The sequence below is a fragment of the Streptomyces sp. NPDC087901 genome, assembly GCF_044742205.1.
GTDB lineage: Bacteria > Actinomycetota > Actinomycetes > Streptomycetales > Streptomycetaceae > Streptomyces.
In genome coordinates, this window is record NZ_JBIUUC010000001.1 from 236,296 (window position 1) to 255,492 (window position 19,197).

Sequence of the window (19,197 nt, forward strand, 5' to 3'; positions counted from 1 at the left end):
ACACCGGTTCCGGGGCACCTTCCACAGAACGGGAGCGCCATGACGAGCGACAGCCCGACCCGGGCCGACCTGAACAAGGAGGTGGTCCGCCGCTTCTACCGAGCCGTTCTCCGAACGCCCGGCGGACCGGACTTCGCCACGATCGAAGAGCTGACCGACGAGCAGGAGGTCGAGCTCAACTGGGGACACCCCGACAGCGGGGTCCACAAGGGTGCTCAGATCGGACCGGCGCGGCGCAGGATGCACGAGCTGACCGGCCTGGACCTCACGACCATCACCATCGACGAACTCACCGCCGACGGCCCTACGCGCGTGGTGGTCGTGGCCACGAACACCGGCAGCGACATCCACGGCAACCCGTGGAGGATGACCGTTCTCGAACTGGTCGACGTCGTGAACGGCAAGATCACCAAGAAGCGATCTTTCTACCAGGACACTGCGCTGCTACGTGACATCTCACTCGAACGCGAGGCCGCGGGCCTGCTCGTCGACGGAGACACCCCCTAAGGCCGCCACGACACCCGATGGTTGGACAGGTGGTCGTACGTGGCCATCATGGCCTCCCAGCCGTCCGGGAACTTCACGGTCACGCCCAGCTGGACCGGCTCCGTCGACGGGTGCTCGTCCAGCAGGTCCGTGACCCCCTCGCGGCACACCACGATGCAGGCGTGCCGGTGGCGGGAGGCCAGCACGCACAGCCGGCCCGTCTCCAGGTGGAACGCGGTGGCGTCCGGACGGCCGGACAGTGGATGCAGGACCACCGTCACATCGAACTCTCGGCCCTGGAGCCGGTTCGCCGTGTCCACCGCCACCCCCGTGACCCCGAGCTCGGCGAGCGCCGCCCGTACCGCGGCCGCCTGGTCGCGATGCGCCGTGCCGACCGCGACCCGGTCCGCCGTCACCGGCGCCGGGTCCGGGGAGCGCTCACTGGTCGCCGCCCCGCCCCGGTCGAGCAGCCGGCGTACCACCTGGGCCACGGCCCGTACGGCCTCCGGGTCGGTGCGCGGGGTGTGCCGGGCGGGGAGCTCCAGCAGACCCCAGCCGGACTCCGCCGCCTCGTCCAGCACCCGGTCCGCCGCCGAGCCGTCGGAAGCCACCCCGAACGACAGCAGCCGGTCGCCGTGGTCCGTACCGCTGCGGAACGGGGTGTACGGGTAGAACGCGTCCGACACCAGCGGCGCCGCCGAGGCCGGCAGCCGCCAGGAGACCGGCAGCCGGTGCTGCGGCAGCTCAGGGTTGTGCGCGAGCAGCGTGGAGACCGCGCTGGCCGACGGGTCGTAGCTCAGCCCCGCCCACTGGTCCGCGCCGACGATCGAGAACGGGTCCAGCTGGCCCGGATCACCGACGAACAGCGCCCGCTCGAAGAGCCCGGCGACCGCCAGCAGCGCGTCCGAGCGCATCTGGTACGCCTCGTCGACGATCGCGTGGCCCCACGGCTCGACGTTCTTCACATGGGCCCACTTCGCGGCCGTCGAGACGACGACGTCGAGACCGGCCAGATCCGCCGCCTTCGCCGACTTCCGTACGTTGGCCAGGCCGTCCAGCACCTTGTCGTACGGATCGGAGTCGTTGCTGTGCAGCCGGCCGACCGGCAGGCCGGGGTCCTTCTCGGCGAGCCGCACCACCAGGTCGTCGACCTGGGCGTTCGTCTGCGCGACCACCATCAGCGGGCGCCCGGCCGCGGCGAGTTCGAGCGCGGCGCGCACCACCAGGGTCGACTTGCCCGCACCCGGCGGGGAGTCCACCACGATGCCGCGGGCCGTGCCGTTCAGAGTGTCGTCCAGGATCCGGGCGGTGGCCAGGCCCGCCGCCGCGCCCGGGTCGAATACGGCCGTCACAGCAGGTCCTCCGTGGTCACGGGATCAGGGCGCTCGGCAGCCGCCGCGCCGCCCGGCGGGCCGCCGTGGGTCCACGGGGTCTCCTCCGGATCCGGCAGCTGCGGGCCGCCGCGCTGGTCGTGCTCGAAGAGCGTCCAGGCGATGACGTCACCTGGCTCCGGCACCGAGCCAGGGGCGGGCTCCTTGCCACGGCCCATCCGGTCGGTGATGCGCAGCACCAGCGACGGGACGCCCCCGTCGCCGCTCTCCTCCGGCGCCCCGTAGCCCGCGAACTCGGCGGTCTGCGGCTTGCCGTCCAGCGAGCGGTAGACCTTCACACGCTCGCCCAGATGCGGCTGCTCGGCCGTGCGCACGGTGACCAGCGGGCGCGGCGAGGGGCGCTTGGACTCGCTGTACGCCATCTCCACCGCGGTCACCTCGCCGAGGAACGCCTCGCCCGCCAGCCGCCGGCCGGCCAGCACCAGCGGATCGTCCAGCGCCTCCTGGGCCTCCAGCTGGGCCTGCGCCGTCTCCCGCGCGGCCAGCTTGCGCGCCGCCGTCACCGCGTCGTCCCGGCGCGGCTGCGGCGGCTCGCCGGCCCGCACCCGGTCGCGGTGGCCGGTGAACGACCAGCGGTCGCGGGTCCAGCGATCCTCGGCCCTGGACCCCTCGGGCAGTTCCCGCAGCAGGTCCAGGCCCTGCCACACCGCGTCCCAGGTCGGCCGCAGGACACCGGCCAGCAGTCCTCGGATCTCCCGCTCGGCCGCGGTCAGTTCCGCGAGCCGGGCATCGGCCGCCAGACCGTCCTCCGCGGCGGCCAGCGACGTGCGCGCCCGGTCGTACTTCTCGATCGCGGGGGCCAGCAGCCGGTTGTCGAAGTCCGGGTCGGTGGCCGGTCCGGCCGGCGGGCACAGCAGCTGACCCCCGGCGTCCCTGCCCAGCTCGGCGCGGAGCGCGGCCTCGGCCCCGGACTCGCCCACCGGCGGGTCGATCCAGGCGAGCAGGGCGCCCAGATGCTGGTCCTCCAGGGAGGACTGGCCACTCGCCCAGTGCCGGTTGAGGAGATCGGTGCCGGCCAGCAGCAGCGAGGAGCCGGGCACCCGGGCCCGCTCGCCGTAGTGCGTCAGCCAGCGGCCCAGCAGCGGGACCCGGGCGGGCGCCGGATACGGGGTGTCGGGATCATCCTCGGCGGTGCGCCGGAACCGCATGGAGCGGCCGAGCAGCCGGACGAACTCGATACCCGCCCGGCTCGGCACGATCAGCTGCGCCGCGTCCGTGCACAGCTCGGTCTCCACCTTGACCTTCTTGCCGGTCGAGGGGTCGGTCTCGCTGCGCTCGGCCGCCTCGATGACATCGGCGTACGACTCGATGTACGGCAGGACCGTCTCGGCCAGCTCCGCGAGGAACGCGAACCGCAGGTCCCGGTCGCGCGGCTGGGCCACGACCAGCAGCCGGGGCGCGTCCCGGTCCGTGCCGACGAGCGCGCCGAGCGGGGCGCCGGCCTCACCCGCGGTGGTGAGCGGCACCAGCACGAGCGGCCGGTCGCCGAGGTGGCGGTGGCGGACGGTGGCCATCGGCTGGGCGCGGCCGCTCTCCACGGCCTCCAGCCGGGCCAGGGTGCCGATCAGCGACATGCGGTGCTGCCCTCCAGAGCCTCGGCGCGCAGCGCTGCCGCGCGGAGCAGTGCGGCGACCGTCGGGTCCGCCGGGTCGCCCTCCTTGCCCGCGGCCGCGGCCAGTACCCCCGCGACCGTGGTCAGTCCGCCCAGCTCACCCCGCACGCTCCGCCCGAGCGCCTCGACCGCGCCGGCGGCCCGGGCCCTGGCCCGGCAGTGGAAGGCGAGCTCGCAGGCGGCCAGGCACTCCGGTGCGTACGCCGCGGTGACGGACTCGACCGCGGTGTCCAGCTCATCGGGGGAGCACTCCGGGTCGAAGGTGGTTCCCTCGGGCAGCGCCGCCGCGATGTCCTCGATCCGGGTGAGCCGGGTCAGCTGCCTGCGGGTGACCGCGCGCTGCTTGCGCACGTCCACGACGGACGCGGTCGGCAGGTTGGAGAAGTCCTTGGGGCAGACCAGCAGTACCCGGTGGCCGACCTCCGCGCCGTCGGTCACCGCGGCGACCCGCTCCAGCGCCAGTACGTACACGGCGGACTGGCGGGCGGCCGCGCCGACCTTCGCCGCGTCGGCGGAGCCGTCGATCATGGGGAAGGACTTGATCTCGACGACGGTCCAGGTGCCGTCGGGGTGGACCACCACCGCGTCCGGCTCCAGATAGGCGGGTGAGCCCGCCACCTCCAGGGCCAGCATCGGGTGGTCGAGCAGCGCCCAGCCGCCGGACGCGGTGGCCTCGCGCAGGGCGAGCGCGGTGCGGGCGGCGCGGCCCTCGGGGCCGGCTGCCGTGAGATCGGGCACAGGGACGTCAACCGGCGGTTCGCCGGGCTCACCGAACCCCTCGTGCAGCAGGCGCATCAGCTCCGTACCCCCGTCGGCCTTGACCTTGGCCTCGAAGGCGTTGCCCCGCATGAAGGCGAACTGGGACTGGCCGAAGGCGGCCGGTGACCCGAGTGCGGTGGCGAGTGCGCCCTTGTCGACACCGGCCCCGTCGAGCAGGGCGCGCCGCTTGCAGCCGGGGTTGGCGGCCAGGGCGGCCAGGGCGCGTGCGTCCAGCGGCCGGGGCGCGACGGCCGGGCCCCTCAGCTCAGCGAGCCGCCTTCGCAGCGTCACCGCCTGCGGCTCTTCCTGCGGAGGCCGGGACATCGGCCGGGGCAGGTGGGCCGGTCGGTGCTGCTGCATCGGTGGGATCTGCGGAGGTGGTCCGCTGGCCGGGGATTCGCTCACCCGCGGAAGTCTTGCATCCGGCACTGACATCCGGGGACTTCATGGCGGGGGACACCCGTGCGAAGCGGGTCAGCACGGCGTCCTTGATCCGGTCGGCCAGACGCGACACGGGCCGGGCGAGCAGCGCCCCGGCGCCCATGACGGCGGCGCCGGCGACGGCGTCGAGGAAGTAGTGGTTGGCCGTGCCCATCACCACGATGACGGTGATCAGCGGGTAGGCGATGCCGGCGGCCCGCAGGAGGGGGTGCTTGCAGTGGCGCCAGATGAGGATGCCGCACCAGAGCGCCCAGCCGACGTGCAGGCTCGGCATCGCCGCGTACTGGTTCGTCATGCCGCCCATGCCGCGCGGTGCGCTCGCCTCGGTGCCCCACCAGCCGTACGAGCTGTACTGGGCCATCGTGTCGACGAAACCGTGCCCGGCGGCGAGCAGCCGCGGCGGGCAGGTCGGCATCAGCGTGAAGCCTATGAGGCCGAGCATCGTGGAGGTCATCAGCCAGGTCCTGGCCCGGCGGTAGGCGGCCGAGTGGCGGCGGAACATCCAGATGAGGACGGCCGGGGTGACGAGGTAGTGCAGGGAGGCGTACGCGAAGTCGGCGGGTATGCCTATGGAAGGGTGCGCGGTGAACAGCCGGTTGAGCGGGTGCTCGGCATTGAGGAAGAGGGCCTTCTCCAGATGCAGGATGCGCAGCCCGTGGTCGACGGCGGTGGACACGTCCCCGCGGACCAGGAGCCTGCCACCCGAGTACGCTGCGTACACCAGGGCCAGGAGCGGGAGCTCGGTCCACCAGCGGGGCCGGGGGCGCGGCACGGGCGCGGTGGTGGCATGCGGCATCCGGAAGTTCTCCATCATGTGTTCATGCGGCCGACGGCGGGCGTTCAACCGTACGGTGCAGGTTGGCCGCGGTTCGCCCGGGGTGTCCTATGAGGGCACCTCAGCTGCTCGGATTCGTCTGTGGTCATTGGGACGCCGGTACGGCCCCCCAGGTTGCCTCTCGCGAAGGTACGCGATGATGGAAATCCGGACGATCCGTTTCCCCGCTCCGCCCGTTGTATCCGTTCCATCCCGGACGGATTCGTCCCCATCGATGTCCAAGATCTCAGATACCGCATCTCAGGTCCCAGTTTTTCAGGGAGAGCTGTCACATGGCACCGCGCATCCTGCTGGCCCGGCACGGCCGGACGGAATGGTCCGTCAAGGGCAATCACACCGGCAGGACGGACATTCCGTTGCTCGACTCGGGGCGCGAGGGGGCCAGGTTGCTCGGTGAGCGGCTGCACCTCGGGCCGTGGGCGGACCTGCCCGGTCTGGAGGTCCGCACCAGTCCGCTCGTGCGGGCGTCCGAGACATGCGGGATCGCGGGGTTCGGCGACCGGGCCGAGCCGTGGGACGCGCTGATGGAGTGGGACTACGGGGCGTACGAGGGGATGACGCCGGCCGAGATCAAGGCGGCCCGCCCGGGCTGGTTCATCTGGCGCGACGGGGTGCCGGAGGGAGAGACCCTGGCCCAGGTGTCGGCCCGCGCCGACGAGGTCGTCGAGTGGGCGCGCTCGTCCGACCGCGACGTCCTGGTCTTCGGCCACGGCCACATCCTGCGGGTGCTGGGGGCGCGGTGGCTGGGCGAGGACGCGTCGTTCGCGGCACGTCTGCGGCTGGAGCCGACGTCGCTGTCGGTCCTGGGATGGGCGTACGGGGCGCCGGCGCTGGAGTGCTGGAACGATACGGGGCATCTGGAGCGGTAGCGCGCGGGGTGCGGGTGCGGGGTGCGGGGTGTTTGGGGGTTCGGCACGTTTCGGCCTGTCCGGCGTACGGGGACGGAACCGTTGCGCCGGTCGTGGCGCGGGTCTTTGCCCTCAAGCGCCGGGCGGGCTGGGTTGTGCGCCCCGGTCCTGGGCTGAGGGTTCCGTCCTCAATCGCCGGACGGGCTTGGGTGGGCCTGGGTGGGTTGGGTTGTGCGCCCCGGTCCTGGGCTGAGGGTTCCGTCCTCAATCGCCGGACGGGCTTGGGTGGGCCCGGGCGGGTTGGGTTGTGTGCCCCGGTCCTGGGTTGAGGGTTCCGTCCTCAATCGCCGGACGGGCTTGAAGTGGGCCGGTGTATTCGTTCTGTGCGTGCCCGTCAGCTGCCCGCTGCGGTCATTGCGTGGCGGTCCAGGAAGTCCTTGACGTCCACCGAATCCCGGCCCCGGGGGCGCAGGACCGTGACCGCGTCCGCCAGCATCGACCGGATGCGGGAGGACTGGACCTGGTCCAGCAGGTCCAGCACCCGGTGACCCGTCGCGGCGGCCTCCTCCGTGAGGCCGGCCAGGGCCAGGTCCGTGGTCAGCTCCGCGCGGTACAGCGCCAGGTTCCGGGTGAAGTGCGGTTCCTGGAGTCGCGTCGCCCGCCGCGCATGACGTGCGGCCCGCGACCAGTCGCCCAGCGCCGACCAGCACTGCGCCTCCAGCATCTCCAGCTCCGCCTCCCGGAAGAAGGTCATCCACTCCGGGTCCGCCGCGGACGGCCCCCGTCCGAACGCGGTGTGCGCCCGGCCGAGTGCCCGCTCGCAGCCGGTACGGTCCCCGAGTCCGGCCCGGCCCCCCGCCTCCCGCAGCGCGAGGAGCGCCAGGAGCCGCGGCGAGCCCAGGGGCTGTGCGGCCCGCTGGCCCGCCTCCGCCGCGCGTACGGACTCGCGCGGCCGGCCCGTGTCGCGGGCCAGGAACGACGCGTTGCAGAACGCGTGCGCCTCCAGCGCCGGGTCCCCGGCCACCCGCGCGGTGGCGAGCGCCTCCGCGTAGTGGGAGCGGGCGTCGTCGAACCGGCCCGAGTCATGGGCCAGCCAGCCCACCGAGATGGCCAGCTCACCGGCGCCCGCGTGCAGCCGGTCCGCCGTGGAACGCCGGGCCGCGGTGCCGGAGTCGAGCAGCGCGTACGCCGCCCGCAGCGGCTGCGAGGCCCGCCGGTAGAGGCCGTCGCCACCGTGCCGGTCGTCGAGCAGGCGGATCTGTCGCACCGCCTTCTCGACGGCGCTCACCTCCGCCTCGCCGACCCGGCGCTGCGCGGGCACGGACGCGGCGGCCGGGCCGCCGAGCCCCAGGCCCAGGGAGACGGCCGCCACCGCGGTGGTGCCGCTCGTCATGAATGCGCGACGCAGCACGTCGCTCTCCTCGTCGGTGTCGCTGCCGGGCACCAGCAGCGGGGAAGTCGGGGGTGGCGGGGCGTCCGCCGCGGACCGGGCCCCTCGGCCGCGTACCGATTCGCGCGGTGAGAAGCCCAGGTCCGCCAGGGTCGCCCCGGGGAACATGTGCAGGAAGACCCGCTCGTACGCGTAGTTGGGACAGCGGATCTCGCCGGACTCCACGCGTCCGATGTACCGGGCGTCGCACGCGACCTGCTCGCCGATCTCGCGAGCCGACCTGCGTACCGCGGCAGCGAACTCTCCGGCGGAGCGCTGTCCGCGCAGCCGCCGGAAGACGACGTTGGGAACTGCCGGTGTCGTCACCATGGCGGGGCCCTCTCTGGTGCGAGCCGGGCGCCTGTTTCCGGTGTCCCGGCGGAGCAAGAACGTACCTGCTGTGACGAGTCACACACGCTGCGTTTACCAACAAATCGGACATCTCGTCCACGATCCGCCATGAACTGCCACCCTTTGCGGGGGTGCTGCACCGTAGCCCTTGACGCGGTCGGCGCGTTGGTTCATGCGGAGACGGAGTCCGGCTCCGCCCGGCGATGAGAGGAGAGGTCCCTTGTTGCACCTCGGCATGGCGACCGGATCGCGATCGACCGCGACGACCGGGACGACGGCGCCCACCACGGCGACGGCAGGCACCACGGCGACGACAGGCGCCACGGCATCCGCCGAGGGGCCCGGTGCCCCCGGCGTACACCCCGGGCCCGAACCCTGCGATCTCGTGACCGTCCCCGCCCGCCAGGGGCTGGAGGCCGTCGACATCCTGCGGCGCGGCGCCGACCAGGAGGCGGTCGGACCGGTCCTCCACGACGGGGCCTGCGCCACCCTCGGCTTCCTGGTGCCTCCCGGCACCGCGCAGGCCTGGGACGTACCGGGCAGCGCCTGTACGCAGACCGACGGCCGCGGGCTGCGCATCCCCGCCGAGCCGCCGGCCCCGGGCAGCGGCTGGCTGCTGCCGCCCGCCGACGACACCCCGGTCACCGACCCGGCCGTGCTGCGGGCCGCGCTCGACCAGGCGGCCCGGCTGATCGAGGCGGCCGACAACCGCCGCTGAGAAGGTGCCGGGTGGTCCCTGAGCTCATAATGGCCGGGTGGCGGGTGCCTTGATCAGCCCGCCGCGGCCGTTCCGGCCGCGCCCGGACACGATGAGCAGTGAAGCAGGGACGAGTAGCAGTGGCACGTCGAGGAGCGGCCGGCGGTGCGGGCGACCGCAAGCAGCGCGCGGACCGAAGGACCGACCGCAAGGCGGCACGCGGCTCCGAGGGTCCCGGGGGCAACGTCACCGAGCCGGTGGACGGCGGCCTGGCCGAGCTCGTACCCGACCGGGAACGCCGGCGCGCCTGGACCCTGACGATCGACGGTGCCCCGCAGTCCCATGTGGACCTGGACGATCCGACGTACCTCTCGTTCGAGTACCAGCGCCGGATCGGCCACATCGCCGACCTGGTCGCGCCCGCCGGACAGCCGCTGCACGTCGTGCATCTGGGCGGTGGCGCGTTCACCCTCGCCCGCTACATCGCCGCGACCCGCCCCCGCTCCACCCAGCAGATCGTCGAGGTGGACGCCGCCCTCGTCCAGCTGGTGCGCCGGGAACTGCCGCTGGACCCGCAGGCCAGGATCCGGGTCCGCGCCACCGACGCCCGCGCCGGGCTCGGCAAAATCCAGGACGGCTGGGCCGACCTCGTCATCGCCGACGTCTTCAGCGGGGCCCGGACCCCTGCCCACCTCACCAGTACCGAGTTCCTCGCCGAGGTGCGCCGGGTCCTGAAGCCCGGCGGGAGTTACGTGGCCAACCTCGCCGACGGGCCGCCGCTGGCCCACCTGCGCGGCCAGATCGCCACCGCCGCGACCGTCTTTCCCGAACTGGCGCTCGCCGCCGATCCGACCGTGTTCCGCGGCCGCCGCTTCGGCAACGCCGTACTGCTCGCCTCGGACGTGGCGCCGAAGATCGCGGAGCTGACCCGCAGGGTGGCGACGGACCCGCACCCGGGGCGCGTCGAACACGGGCGGGCGCTCGCCGACTTCACCGGCGGCGCGGCCGCGGTGCACGACGCCGACGCCAGGCCGTCACCCGCACCACCCGCGTCCGTCTTCGACTGAACTCCGTTACGACTTCACGATCTCGACCTGCGGCGGATGGTCGTTCCAGGTGCAGAAGACCGACACCGTCGTGCCGTCGTCCTTGGTGAAGTTCACCCGGATCCAGGTCGTGTTCGTCCAGACCTGCACCGACCAGCCCTGCTCCGGAGTCGCCGAGACCAGCTTCGCCGAGTCCGTGCCGAGCTCGAAGACGATCCGGCCGCCGTCCGTCGCGTAACTCCTCGCCGTACCCGACGCCGTGGCCGTGGCCGTCGCCGTCGGCCGCGGAGTGCCCGCAGGGGAGTGCGACGGTGTCCGGGACGGGGTCGGGGACGGCTTCGGGGCGGTCCGGGGTGTGGCCCGGGGCGTCTTCGACGGGGACGGTTCCGGGCGATGGGTCGAGGACGACAGGGTCTCGGCGCCGGCCCGGCCGTCCCGGGGTCCCGCCGCGATCGGCACCGCGCGCGGCGGGTCGTACGCCGTACCCGTCATCACGGTGTGCACACCCCACCACGACAGCGTGACCGCGGCGCCGGTGGCGAGCGACCACGCGAGCACGTGTACGAGACCTCGTTGCATCCGGCACATCCTGCCCCACGGCCGCGCCTCTGTCCCACTACCGCCACCGGGCGGACCGCGCGGGGCCCGATGGCGTACGGTGCCGCCCATGCCAAGTGTGCTCGTGGTCGAGGACGACCAGTTCGTACGTTCCGCCCTCATCCGGCACCTGACCGAGGCCTCCCACACGGTACGGAGTGTCGGCACCGCGCTCGAAGCGCTGCGCGAGGTCGCCCACTTCCGGTTCGACGTGGTCATCCTCGACCTCGGGCTGCCCGATCTCGACGGGGCCGAGGCGCTGAAGATGCTGCGCGGCATCACCGACGTTCCGGTCATCATCGCGACCGCGCGCGACGACGAGAGCGAGATCGTCCGGCTGCTCAACGACGGCGCCGACGACTATCTGACCAAGCCGTTCTCCGTGGAACACCTCTCGGCCCGGATGGCGGCCGTGCTGCGCCGCTCGCGGGCGGCCGGCGGCGGGGCCCCGCCGCCACGCGTCATCCAGGTCGGCGGGCTCTCCATCGACCCGCTGCGACGCCTCGCCGAACTCGACGGAGCGGAACTCGACCTCACCCGGCGCGAGTTCGACCTGCTCACCTTCCTGGCCGGCCGGCCGGGCGTCGTCGTCCCACGCAAGGAACTCCTCGCGGAGGTCTGGCAGCAGTCCTACGGGGACGACCAGACCATCGACGTCCACCTCTCCTGGCTGCGCCGGAAACTGGGCGAGACCGCCGCCCGGCCCCGCTATCTGCACACCCTGCGCGGCGTCGGCGTGAAGCTCCAGCCGCCCGCCGCACCCCCGGAGCAGCCCGCATGAGATGGGCCCTGGTCAAGGTCTGCCTGGCCGTCACCGCGATGGTCGTCGTCGCCTTCGCCGTCCCCCTCGGCCTCGTCATCAAGGAGATGGCGCGCGACCGTGCCTTCTCCGACGCCGAACGCCAGGCCGCGACGATCGGCCCCACGCTCTCCATCACCACCGACCGCACCGAGCTGGAGACGGCCGTCCTCACCACCGAACCGGGAGCCGCGGGCCGGATGGCCGTCCACGTGCCCGCGTCCGGCGAGGCCGACAGCGTGGCGGTGGAGATCGGCACCCGGCGCGCCACCCGCAAGGACCTGGAGACCGTACGGGAGTCGGGGCGCGCCTCCATCACCGAGGTGGCGGGCGGCTCCGCGCTGCTCCAGCCGACCGCGCTGGGTTCCAGGGGCACCGTCGTCGTCGAGGTGTTCGTACCGGAGGACGAGGTCTCCAACGGCGTCGCCACCGCCTGGCTGATGCTCGCCGGCGTCGGCATCGCGCTGATCGTCGGTTCGGTCGCGGTGGCCGACAGGCTCGGCGTACGCATGGTGGAACCGGCCCGGCGTCTGGCGGGCGCCGCACAGGACCTGGGGGAGGGCCGGCTCGGCACCCGGGTGCCGGAGGAGGGGCCGACCGAACTCCGTTCCGCCGCGGCCGCGTTCAACTCCATGGCCGACCAGGTCGTCCAGCTTCTCGCCAACGAGCGCGAACTCGCCGCCGATCTCTCGCACCGGCTGCGCACCCCCCTCACCGTGCTCCGGCTCAACGCCGCCTCGCTCGGAGAGGGACCGGCGGCCGAACAGACCCGGGCGGCCGTCCAGCAGTTGGAGCGCGAGGTCGACACGATCATCAGGACCGCCCGCGAGCAGCGCCCCCAGTCCCAGGGGCAGAACGGTGGTCCGGGGGCCGGCTGTGACGTCTCCGAGGTGATCCGCGAGCGGATGGGCTTCTGGTCCGCGCTGGCGGAGGACGAGGGCCGCGAGGTACGCCTCGCGGGAGTGGACCGTACGGTACGCATCCCGGTGGCCCGCCCCGAACTGGCCGCCGCACTCGACGCGTTGCTCGGCAACGTCTTCCGGCACACGGCGGAGGGCACCGCCTTCGCCGTCGACGTCCATCACAGCGGGGACGCGGTGATCGTGCTCGTCTCGGACGCGGGCGGCGGCATAGCGGACCCGAAGGCGGCGCTGGCGCGCGGCAGCAGCGGGCGCGGCGGCGTGAAAGGTGCGGTGGGCTCGACCGGTCTCGGCCTCGACATCGTCCGCCGGGTCGCCGAGTCCACCGGCGGCGACGTGCGGATCGGGCGCTCCGTGCTCGGCGGCACCGAGGTGCGCATCTGGATCGGGCTCGACGGGCAGCAGCCGCAGCGGCGCGGGCGCGGACACCGGGTGGGGCGGCAGCGGCGCGGAGCGATCGGCCGGGGCACAAAGCGCCCATTCCGCTCCGGTGCGGGTCCGAACCTTTAGACCGGCCGATGCGCTCCTTAAGCCAACCCTAAGAACATCAACTCCGGTCCGAATCGAGCTGTTTGTCGGATTCGGTGCCGCTAGCGTGCTCCCGCATCCCCACTTCCGTACGACGAGGCAGGAACGCGATGGGCACCAGCACGCACCGGCGCACGGCGAGCACCAGGACCAAGACGATCGGCGCAGTAGTCGCCGCGGCCGTGATCGGCGGCACGGTCTTCGCCCTCACCGGCACGGCCCAGGCGGCAGCGGTAGGCGCCGCGTACACGAGGACCAGCGGCTGGACCGGCGGTTACACCGGGCAGTACGTCGTCACCAACGAAACCGGCGCGGCCAAGTCCGGCTGGACGCTCGAGTTCGACCTGCCGGCGGGCACGAAGCTCAGCTCCCTGTGGAACGGCGAGCACACCGTCAGCGGCAGCCACGTCACCGTCAGGCCGGCGAGCTGGGACAAGGAGCTCGCGCCCGGCAAGTCCGTCACCATCGGCTTCGTCACCAGCTCCGACGGCACGGCCGCCGACCCCACCGGCTGCCTCATCGACGACGCCACGTGCTCCGTCGACACCGGCGCGACACCGGAGCCGAGCGGCCGCCCCACCGAGACCGCGACCCCCGCCCCGACCGCTTCGGCCACCCCGACCGAAGAGCCCACCCCGACCGCTTCGGCCACCCCCACCGCGACACCGACCCCCACGCCCACCGAGACCGACGGCGGCGGCACGACGAGCGGTGCGGGCTTCGCCCCGTACGTCGACACCTCGCTCTACCCGGCGTACGACCTGGTCGACACCGCCACCAAGACCGGCGTGAAGCAGTTCAACCTCGCCTTCATCACCTCCGGAGGCAGCTGCGCCCCGCTCTGGGGCGGGGTCACCGGGCTTGGCGACGACCACGTCGCCTCCCAGATCGGCGCCCTGCGCGCGGCCGGCGGCGACGTCCGGGTCTCCTTCGGCGGAGCCTCCGGCTCCGAACTGGCGCTGAACTGCACCTCGGCCGCCGATCTGGCCGCGGCCTACGGCAAGGTCGTCGACACGTACAAGCTGACCAAGGTCGACTTCGACATCGAGGGCGGGGCGCTGCCCGACACGGCGGCCAACTCGCGGCGCTCCCAGGCCATCGCCCAGCTCCAGAAGTCCCACCCCGGCCTGGACGTCTCCTTCACCCTGCCGGTGATGCCCGAGGGCCTCACCCAGCCCGGCGTGGACCTGATCGCGGACGCGAAGAAGAACGGCGTGGACGTCGGCGCGGTCAACGTGATGGCGATGGACTACGGCGCCTCCTACAGCGGCGACATGGGCGCGTACGCGATCCAGGCGGCGACGGCCACCCAGGCCCAGGTCAAGGGCGTGCTGGGCCTCTCCGACGCGGACGCGTGGAAGGCCGTCGCCGTCACGCCGATGATCGGCGTGAACGACGTCAGCACCGAGATCTTCAAGGTCGAGGACGCCACCCAACTGGTGGCCTTCGCCAAGGAGAAGGGCCTCGCCTGGCTCGCGATGTGGTCCGGCACCCGGGACAAGGAGTGCGCGGGCGGGCCGAAGCCCTCCGCGGACGCCTCGTGCAGCTCGATCGCGCAGGAGCCGCTCGCCTTCACGAAGGCGTTCGGCGCCTACAAGTAGCCACCTTCCCCCGCCCGTGCATCCCGGCCGGCCCCCACAATCCCCCCACCCGGCCGGGATGCGCGCCCCATGTGCCACCCGAACTGCGTTACACCCGAGCCCGGTTCACCGCCGACAGCACCGCCGCCGCCGACGCGGCCACCCCCGACGCGTCCTGGCCCGCGCCCCAGCACACCCGATCGCCGACCCGGCACTCCGCGTACGCGGTCACCGTCCCCCCGGACGCCCCGTGCTCCGCGAAGTCGAGGACCGTGACCTTCACTCCGGCACCCTCCAGCGCGTCCGTGAACGCCGACACCGCACCGCCGCCCGTGCCCTCGTAGTCGCCCTCGCGCCCGTCCGCCCGCAGCGTGCAGACGAAGCGGCACTCACCGGCCGGGCCGCCCTCCGCCGACCAGGAGGCCAGGGCGACCGATCCGTCCCGACCGGGGGTCAGATACGTCGCCTCGAACAGCTTCCACAGGTCCTCCGGCGTCGCCTCCAGACCGCTGTCGTCCGTCGCTTCCTGCACCGTGCGGGAGAAGTCCGCCCGCATCCCCGCCGGCAGGTCCACCCCGTGGTTGTTCCGCAGCAGGTGGGCGATGCCGCCCTTGCCGGACTGGCTGTTGACCCGGATGACCGCCTCGTACGTACGCCCCACGTCCGCCGGGTCGATCGGCAGGTACGGCACCGACCACAGCTCGGAGTCGCTGCCCGCCCGGTGCGCGAACCCCTTGCTGATCGCGTCCTGGTGGGTGCCCGAGAACGCGGTGTAGACCAGGTCGCCGCCGTACGGATGGCGCGGCGGCACCGGCAGCCGGTTGCAGTGCTCGACCGTGCGGCGGATCTCGTCGATGTCCGAGAAGTCGATCATCGGGTCGACACCCTGGGCGTGCAGATTGAGGGCCAGGGTGACCAGGTCGACGTTGCCGGTGCGCTCCCCGTTGCCGAACAGGCAGCCCTCCACCCGTTGCGCCCCCGCCAGCACGGCGAGCTCCGCGCAGGCCACGCCCGTTCCGCGGTCGTTGTGCGGGTGGACGGAGAGGATCACGGATTCACGCCGGTCCAGATGGCGGTGCATGTACTCGATCTGGTCCGCGTAGACATTCGGTGTCGCGATCTCCACCGTGGCCGGGAGGTTGTGGATGACCGGCCGGTCCGGCGAGGCGTCCCACAGCTCGGTGAGGCTGTTGCAGATCTCCAGGACGTAGTCGGGTTCGGTCAGGATGAAGACCTCGGGCGAGAACTCGAAGCGGATGTCCGCGTCCGGCCTCGCCCTCGCCAGCCGGTCCATGAGCCGCCCGGCGTCCCGTACGACACCGTGCACCTCGGCCCGGCTCCGCCCCAGGACGACGTCACGCCAGACGGGCGCGGTCGGGATGTAGAGGTGGACGACCACCCGGCTCATCCCCGCGACGGACTCGAAGGTCCGCTCGATCAGCTCGGCCCTGGCCGGGGTGAAGACGACCACGGTCACGTCGTCGGGTACGGCCCCGCTCTCCGCCAGATGCCGTACGAAGTCGAAGTCGGTGCGGCTCGCGGACGGGTAGCCGACCTCGATCTCCTTGAAGCCCATCGCGACGAGCAGATCGAACATCCGGCGCTTGCGCGGGGTGTCCATCGGCTCGGAGAGGGCCTGGTTGCCGTCCCGCAGATCGACGGGGACCCAGAGCGGGGCGCGGCCGATACGGGCCTGCGGCCAGCTCCGGCCGGTCAGCGGGATGTCCACCCGGTCGAAGGCCGACCGGTAACGGTGCGACGGCATCGAGCTGGAGCGCTGCGGATTCCAGTCCGGCGCGGCCTCGGGGACGGGCCCGCGCGGGGTGCAGATCGTGGGGAAGCCGTGCATCGGTGACGGGGCGGCCGACATGAACTCGGACGTGAGCTCGGACATGAACGTGGTCTCTTCTCGCATCGCCGGATGCGACCGGCACAGCACGGCACCCCGCGGCGGGGTGCCGATCGCTTCAGGCCCCGCCGCGGCAGCCGAGAAGAAGGAGACCGCGGTACGTCATGGCCGGTACAGTAGCCAGAAAGCAAGTCCTCAGACAACCTGACAGGTGAATTCGTGTCCTCGCTCGGTCCGCTCCGCCCCAGCCCCCTGGTCGAACAGGCCACGAGTCATCTGCGCGCGCAGATCACCGAGGGGCACTGGCCGGTCGGTACGAAGATCCCCGGTGAGACCACGCTCGCCAAGACGCTGGGTGTGGGCCGCTCGACCGTGCGCGAGGCGGTGCGGACGCTCGCCACGCTCGGCCTGCTCCGGTCCCGCCAGGGCGCCGGGGTCTTCGTCATCGCCGACCACGCGACGGAGGAGTGGCCGGTCAGGCTGCGCCGGGCCTCGGTCACCGACGTCTACGAGGTGCGCATGCTCATCGAGGTCCAGGCCGCCCGGCTGGCCGCCCGCCGCCGCACCGACGAGGACCTGATCGCGCTCGACGAGGCGCTCACGGCGCGCCGGGCGGCGGGCGCCGGGCCGGACGACGCCGCGTTCGTGGACGCCGACATCGCCCTGCACCGGACGGTCGTGGCGGCCGCCCACAACCCCGTACTCACCGATCTCTTCACCGAGTTCGCCCCCGCGCTGCGGCAGGCCCTGATCGACCTCGTGGATCTGCTCGGGCTGCGCCGCGGCGACCCCCACCACGGTGAGGCGCAGCACCGGGCGCTGGTCACCGCCGTGGTGGCGGGTGACGCGGAGTCTGCGGGCCGGGCGGCCCAGGGGGAGTTGCAGCACACCCTGGACCGTTTGCGCGCCGCCTGAGGGGTGCGGTGGGTCGGTCCGCCCGCCCGGTCCGCACCCGCCGGCCCTGGCTGCGGCGTATCGGCGCCCGTGCGTCCCGGCCCGCATCACGTCGCCCGGCGCGCCCAGTTGGTCCGTCTCGTCCCGGCGGCCCAGGCCGTCCCGGTAGTCCAGGTTGCCCGGATCGGCGGCTTTCGTGCGGGCACTGTTCCGGTCATCCGTCGGGTCGTCGTTTCGGCCACCGTCCGGGGCTCGACTTCGGGGAAAGAACGCGGAGGTGGGCCTGGGTGCCCCCTGGGCGGCGCATCCCGTTCACCTTCCGGCGGGCCCGGTCGGAGGAATCGGGGGTGGCGGAGGGTGTTTCCGGGGGGTGCCGGAAAATAGGCGTGCGCGCGTCCGCTTCCCGGAGTCGAGCGGGAGATCCACTCTCAATAGGGCTGCCACCTGCGGGAATTCGGGAATCGACCAGTCCGCTTCCGATGGTGACGCGCTTTGGCAAGCCTTCGGCCGGACACGGTCTCGTGACTTGCAGGACACGCTCGCGCAACGGAAGCGTCTTCAACTCTTGACACCCACCCCCCTCAGGCAGCAACCTTCCGACATCGACGCATGGGAGCGCTCCCATATCGCAAGAGGATTTCTCGTGCGAACGGCACTGCCCGTGTCCTCCCCCCTGAACCCTTCGGCACCCGCACCCACCAGTGCGTATGTCACGCAGTGAGCCAGTCCCACCCTGGAACAAGGAGTAGTGGAATGCGTATCACCCGCACCGCCGCCGGTCGGAGCCGCAGAGTCGCGGTTCTGGCCACCACGGGCCTGACAGCCACGGCGCTGTTGCTGACCGGCTGCAGCAGCGACTCCGACTCGTCGGACGACACGTCCTCCGACGCGAACGGGAAGATCACGCTGACCGTCGCGGACTTCGGGCAGTTCGGCTACAAGGAAGCCGGCCTCTTCGCGAAGTACCACGAGCTGCACCCGAACATCACGGTGAAGGAAGAGACCACCGCCAAGGAGGAGGACTACTACCCCAAGCTGCTCCAGCAGCTGAACTCGGGCAGTGGTCTGGCCGACGTCCATGGCCTCGAGGTCGGACGCATCAAGGAGCTCGTTGACACCCAGGCGGACAAGTTCGCCGACCTGAGCAAGGTCATCGACGTCAACGAGTGGGTGTCCTGGAAGGAGAAGCAGGCCACCGCGAAGGACGGCGCGGTGATCGGCGCGGGGACCGACATCGGCCCGATGTCGCTCTGCTACAACACCGAGCTCTTCAAGAAGGCCGGCCTGCCGACCGACCGCAAGGAAGTCGCCGCGAAGTTCGCCGGGGGCTGGGAGGACTACCTCAAGCTCGGTGAGGAGTACAAGAAGAACGCGCCCAAGGACACGTACTTCATGGACTCCGCCAGCGCGATGTTCAACGCCGTCGTCAGCTCGAGCCCGAAGCAGTACTACGACGAGAACGGCACGGCGATCTACAAGGAGAGCCCCAGCGTCAAGCAGGGCTGGAACCTGTCGGCCGAGGCCGCGGACAAGGGCCTGACCCAGGGCCTCGCCCAGTTCAGTGACCCGTGGAAGGCCGCTCTGCGCAAGAGCACGATGGCCACCGTCGTCTGCCCGGCCTGGATGGCCGCCCAGATCTCGGTGAACGCCGGTGAAGAAAACAAGGGCAAGTGGGACATCACCACCGCCCCCGGCGCGTCCGCCGCCAACTGGGGCGGATCGTTCCTCGGTGTGCCCAAGTCGGGCAAGAACGTCGACGAGGCCGGCAAGCTCGTGAAGTGGCTGACCGCCCCCGAGCAGCAGGCCGCCGTCTTCAAGGCCGTCGGCCTCTTCCCGTCCAACAAGGGCGCGTACGAGCTGGCCGACGTGAAGAGCGGCAAGCTCCCGTACTTCAGCGACGCCCCGATCGGCGAGATCTACGCCGATGAGGCCAAGTCCATCCCCGAGGCCATCATCGGCCCGAAGGACGCCGACATCAAGCAAGCCATCTCCACCCAGATCAACAACATGGAGCAGCGCGGAACCGACCCCGACAAGGCGTGGGACGCGGCCACGGGGCAGATCGACAAGGTGATCGGCTGACGTTCGCAGTGGCGGGCGGCCCCCGGGCCGCCCGCACCTGCACGTCGCCGTCC

The 19,197-nt window shown here is 72.3% G+C and carries 16 protein-coding genes; 9 read left to right on the top strand and 7 right to left on the bottom strand.

The window, feature by feature from the left end; all coding sequences use genetic code 11:
- Positions 1–39: 39 nt before the first annotated feature.
- The gene (locus tag ACIOEW_RS01065) at positions 40–507 is read left to right on the top strand and encodes a hypothetical protein (protein WP_362543066.1); all 468 of its coding nucleotides are present in this window, start codon (positions 40–42) and stop codon (positions 505–507) included.
- Here the strand turns inward: ACIOEW_RS01065 and ACIOEW_RS01070 are convergent.
- Genes ACIOEW_RS01070 through ACIOEW_RS01085 form a run of 4 tightly spaced genes read right to left on the bottom strand, consistent with a single transcriptional unit; the run spans position 504 to position 5,485 of the window.
- The gene (locus tag ACIOEW_RS01070) at positions 504–1,838 is read right to left on the bottom strand and encodes an AAA domain-containing protein (RefSeq protein WP_401960252.1); all 1,335 of its coding nucleotides are present in this window, start codon (positions 1,836–1,838) and stop codon (positions 504–506) included. The two genes, ACIOEW_RS01065 and ACIOEW_RS01070, sit on opposite strands and share 4 nt — an antisense overlap.
- A complete protein-coding gene (locus ACIOEW_RS01075) occupies positions 1,835–3,451 on the bottom strand; it encodes a hypothetical protein (protein ID WP_401960254.1) in 1,617 nt (538 codons plus the stop codon). The genes ACIOEW_RS01070 and ACIOEW_RS01075 overlap by 4 nt, the downstream gene beginning before the upstream one ends.
- Positions 3,442–4,608: a hypothetical protein gene (locus tag ACIOEW_RS01080; protein WP_401960256.1), complete on the bottom strand. Its 1,167-nt coding sequence runs from the start codon at positions 4,606–4,608 to the stop codon at positions 3,442–3,444. The genes ACIOEW_RS01075 and ACIOEW_RS01080 overlap by 10 nt, the downstream gene beginning before the upstream one ends.
- Positions 4,514–5,485 carry a phosphatase PAP2 family protein gene (locus tag ACIOEW_RS01085; RefSeq protein WP_401960258.1) on the bottom strand — a complete coding sequence of 324 codons (972 nt, stop codon included), beginning with the start codon at positions 5,483–5,485 and terminating at the stop codon, positions 4,514–4,516. Before ACIOEW_RS01085 ends, ACIOEW_RS01080 begins: the two co-directional genes overlap by 95 nt.
- Before the next feature lie 311 nt (positions 5,486–5,796).
- Here ACIOEW_RS01085 and ACIOEW_RS01090 point away from each other — a divergent pair, with 311 nt between their 5' ends.
- On the top strand, positions 5,797–6,393 hold the full coding sequence (locus ACIOEW_RS01090) for a histidine phosphatase family protein (protein WP_362543055.1): 597 nt from the start codon (positions 5,797–5,799) through the stop codon (positions 6,391–6,393).
- 373 nt (positions 6,394–6,766) lie between these two features.
- Here ACIOEW_RS01090 and ACIOEW_RS01095 read toward each other — a convergent pair whose 3' ends face one another.
- A complete protein-coding gene (locus ACIOEW_RS01095) occupies positions 6,767–8,131 on the bottom strand; it encodes a tetratricopeptide repeat protein (RefSeq protein ID WP_362543052.1) in 1,365 nt (454 codons plus the stop codon).
- A gap of 244 nt (positions 8,132–8,375) precedes the next feature.
- Here ACIOEW_RS01095 and ACIOEW_RS01100 point away from each other — a divergent pair, with 244 nt between their 5' ends.
- Both ACIOEW_RS01100 and ACIOEW_RS01105 read left to right on the top strand, forming a co-directional pair.
- Complete coding sequence (locus tag ACIOEW_RS01100; protein WP_401961479.1) at positions 8,376–8,870, top strand: hypothetical protein; 495 nt, start codon at positions 8,376–8,378, stop codon at positions 8,868–8,870.
- Positions 8,871–8,989: 119 nt separating this feature from the next.
- Entirely contained in the window at positions 8,990–9,916 is a 927-nt protein-coding gene (locus tag ACIOEW_RS01105) for a spermidine synthase (RefSeq protein ID WP_401960261.1), read from the top strand.
- 6 nt (positions 9,917–9,922) lie between these two features.
- Here ACIOEW_RS01105 and ACIOEW_RS01110 read toward each other — a convergent pair whose 3' ends face one another.
- Positions 9,923–10,474, bottom strand: a complete 552-nt coding sequence (locus tag ACIOEW_RS01110; RefSeq protein WP_401960263.1) for a hypothetical protein — start codon at positions 10,472–10,474, stop codon at positions 9,923–9,925.
- 88 nt (positions 10,475–10,562) lie between these two features.
- On the opposite strand from ACIOEW_RS01110, the gene ACIOEW_RS01115 reads away from it, so the two are divergent.
- The 3 genes from ACIOEW_RS01115 (at position 10,563) to ACIOEW_RS01125 (ending at position 14,340) form a co-directional block, all read left to right on the top strand.
- Positions 10,563–11,273, top strand: coding sequence for a response regulator transcription factor (locus ACIOEW_RS01115; protein WP_362543043.1), 711 nt, complete (start codon positions 10,563–10,565; stop codon positions 11,271–11,273).
- Positions 11,270–12,721 carry a sensor histidine kinase gene (locus ACIOEW_RS01120; protein ID WP_401960265.1) on the top strand — a complete coding sequence of 484 codons (1,452 nt, stop codon included), beginning with the start codon at positions 11,270–11,272 and terminating at the stop codon, positions 12,719–12,721. The genes ACIOEW_RS01115 and ACIOEW_RS01120 overlap by 4 nt, the downstream gene beginning before the upstream one ends.
- Positions 12,722–12,849: 128 nt before the next feature.
- On the top strand, positions 12,850–14,340 hold the full coding sequence (locus ACIOEW_RS01125) for a cellulose binding domain-containing protein (RefSeq protein ID WP_401960268.1): 1,491 nt from the start codon (positions 12,850–12,852) through the stop codon (positions 14,338–14,340).
- Positions 14,341–14,428: 88 nt separating this feature from the next.
- On the opposite strand, the gene ACIOEW_RS01130 is transcribed toward ACIOEW_RS01125, so the two are convergent.
- Positions 14,429–16,213: a 2-isopropylmalate synthase gene (locus tag ACIOEW_RS01130; RefSeq protein ID WP_401960269.1), complete on the bottom strand. Its 1,785-nt coding sequence runs from the start codon at positions 16,211–16,213 to the stop codon at positions 14,429–14,431.
- Between the two features lie 174 nt (positions 16,214–16,387).
- On the opposite strand from ACIOEW_RS01130, the gene ACIOEW_RS01135 reads away from it, so the two are divergent.
- Both ACIOEW_RS01135 and ACIOEW_RS01140 read left to right on the top strand, forming a co-directional pair.
- Entirely contained in the window at positions 16,388–17,083 is a 696-nt protein-coding gene (locus tag ACIOEW_RS01135; protein ID WP_401960272.1) for a FadR/GntR family transcriptional regulator, read from the top strand.
- 732 nt (positions 17,084–17,815) lie between these two features.
- Positions 17,816–19,144 (top strand): extracellular solute-binding protein, encoded by a 1,329-nt coding sequence (locus ACIOEW_RS01140; RefSeq protein WP_401960273.1) that lies wholly within the window; start codon positions 17,816–17,818, stop codon positions 19,142–19,144.
- Positions 19,145–19,197: the final 53 nt, after the last annotated feature.

Excerpts from the sequence above, each read along its gene's own strand:
- ACIOEW_RS01095 (WP_362543052.1), bottom strand. The coding sequence starts at position 8,131 with ATGGTGACGACACCGGCAGTTCCCAACGTCGTCTTCCGGCGGCTGCGC.
- ACIOEW_RS01075 (WP_401960254.1), bottom strand. The coding sequence starts at position 3,451 with ATGTCGCTGATCGGCACCCTGGCCCGGCTGGAGGCCGTGGAGAGCGGC.
- ACIOEW_RS01085 (WP_401960258.1), bottom strand. The coding sequence starts at position 5,485 with ATGCCGCATGCCACCACCGCGCCCGTGCCGCGCCCCCGGCCCCGCTGG.
- ACIOEW_RS01120 (WP_401960265.1), top strand. The coding sequence starts at position 11,270 with ATGAGATGGGCCCTGGTCAAGGTCTGCCTGGCCGTCACCGCGATGGTC.
- ACIOEW_RS01125 (WP_401960268.1), top strand. The coding sequence starts at position 12,850 with ATGGGCACCAGCACGCACCGGCGCACGGCGAGCACCAGGACCAAGACG.
- ACIOEW_RS01080 (WP_401960256.1), bottom strand. The coding sequence starts at position 4,608 with ATGCAGCAGCACCGACCGGCCCACCTGCCCCGGCCGATGTCCCGGCCT.
- ACIOEW_RS01090 (WP_362543055.1), top strand. The coding sequence starts at position 5,797 with ATGGCACCGCGCATCCTGCTGGCCCGGCACGGCCGGACGGAATGGTCC.
- ACIOEW_RS01110 (WP_401960263.1), bottom strand. The coding sequence starts at position 10,474 with ATGCAACGAGGTCTCGTACACGTGCTCGCGTGGTCGCTCGCCACCGGC.
- ACIOEW_RS01140 (WP_401960273.1), top strand. The coding sequence starts at position 17,816 with ATGCGTATCACCCGCACCGCCGCCGGTCGGAGCCGCAGAGTCGCGGTT.
- ACIOEW_RS01115 (WP_362543043.1), top strand. The coding sequence starts at position 10,563 with ATGCCAAGTGTGCTCGTGGTCGAGGACGACCAGTTCGTACGTTCCGCC.
- ACIOEW_RS01130 (WP_401960269.1), bottom strand. The coding sequence starts at position 16,213 with ATGTCCGAGCTCACGTCCGAGTTCATGTCGGCCGCCCCGTCACCGATG.
- ACIOEW_RS01065 (WP_362543066.1), top strand. The coding sequence starts at position 40 with ATGACGAGCGACAGCCCGACCCGGGCCGACCTGAACAAGGAGGTGGTC.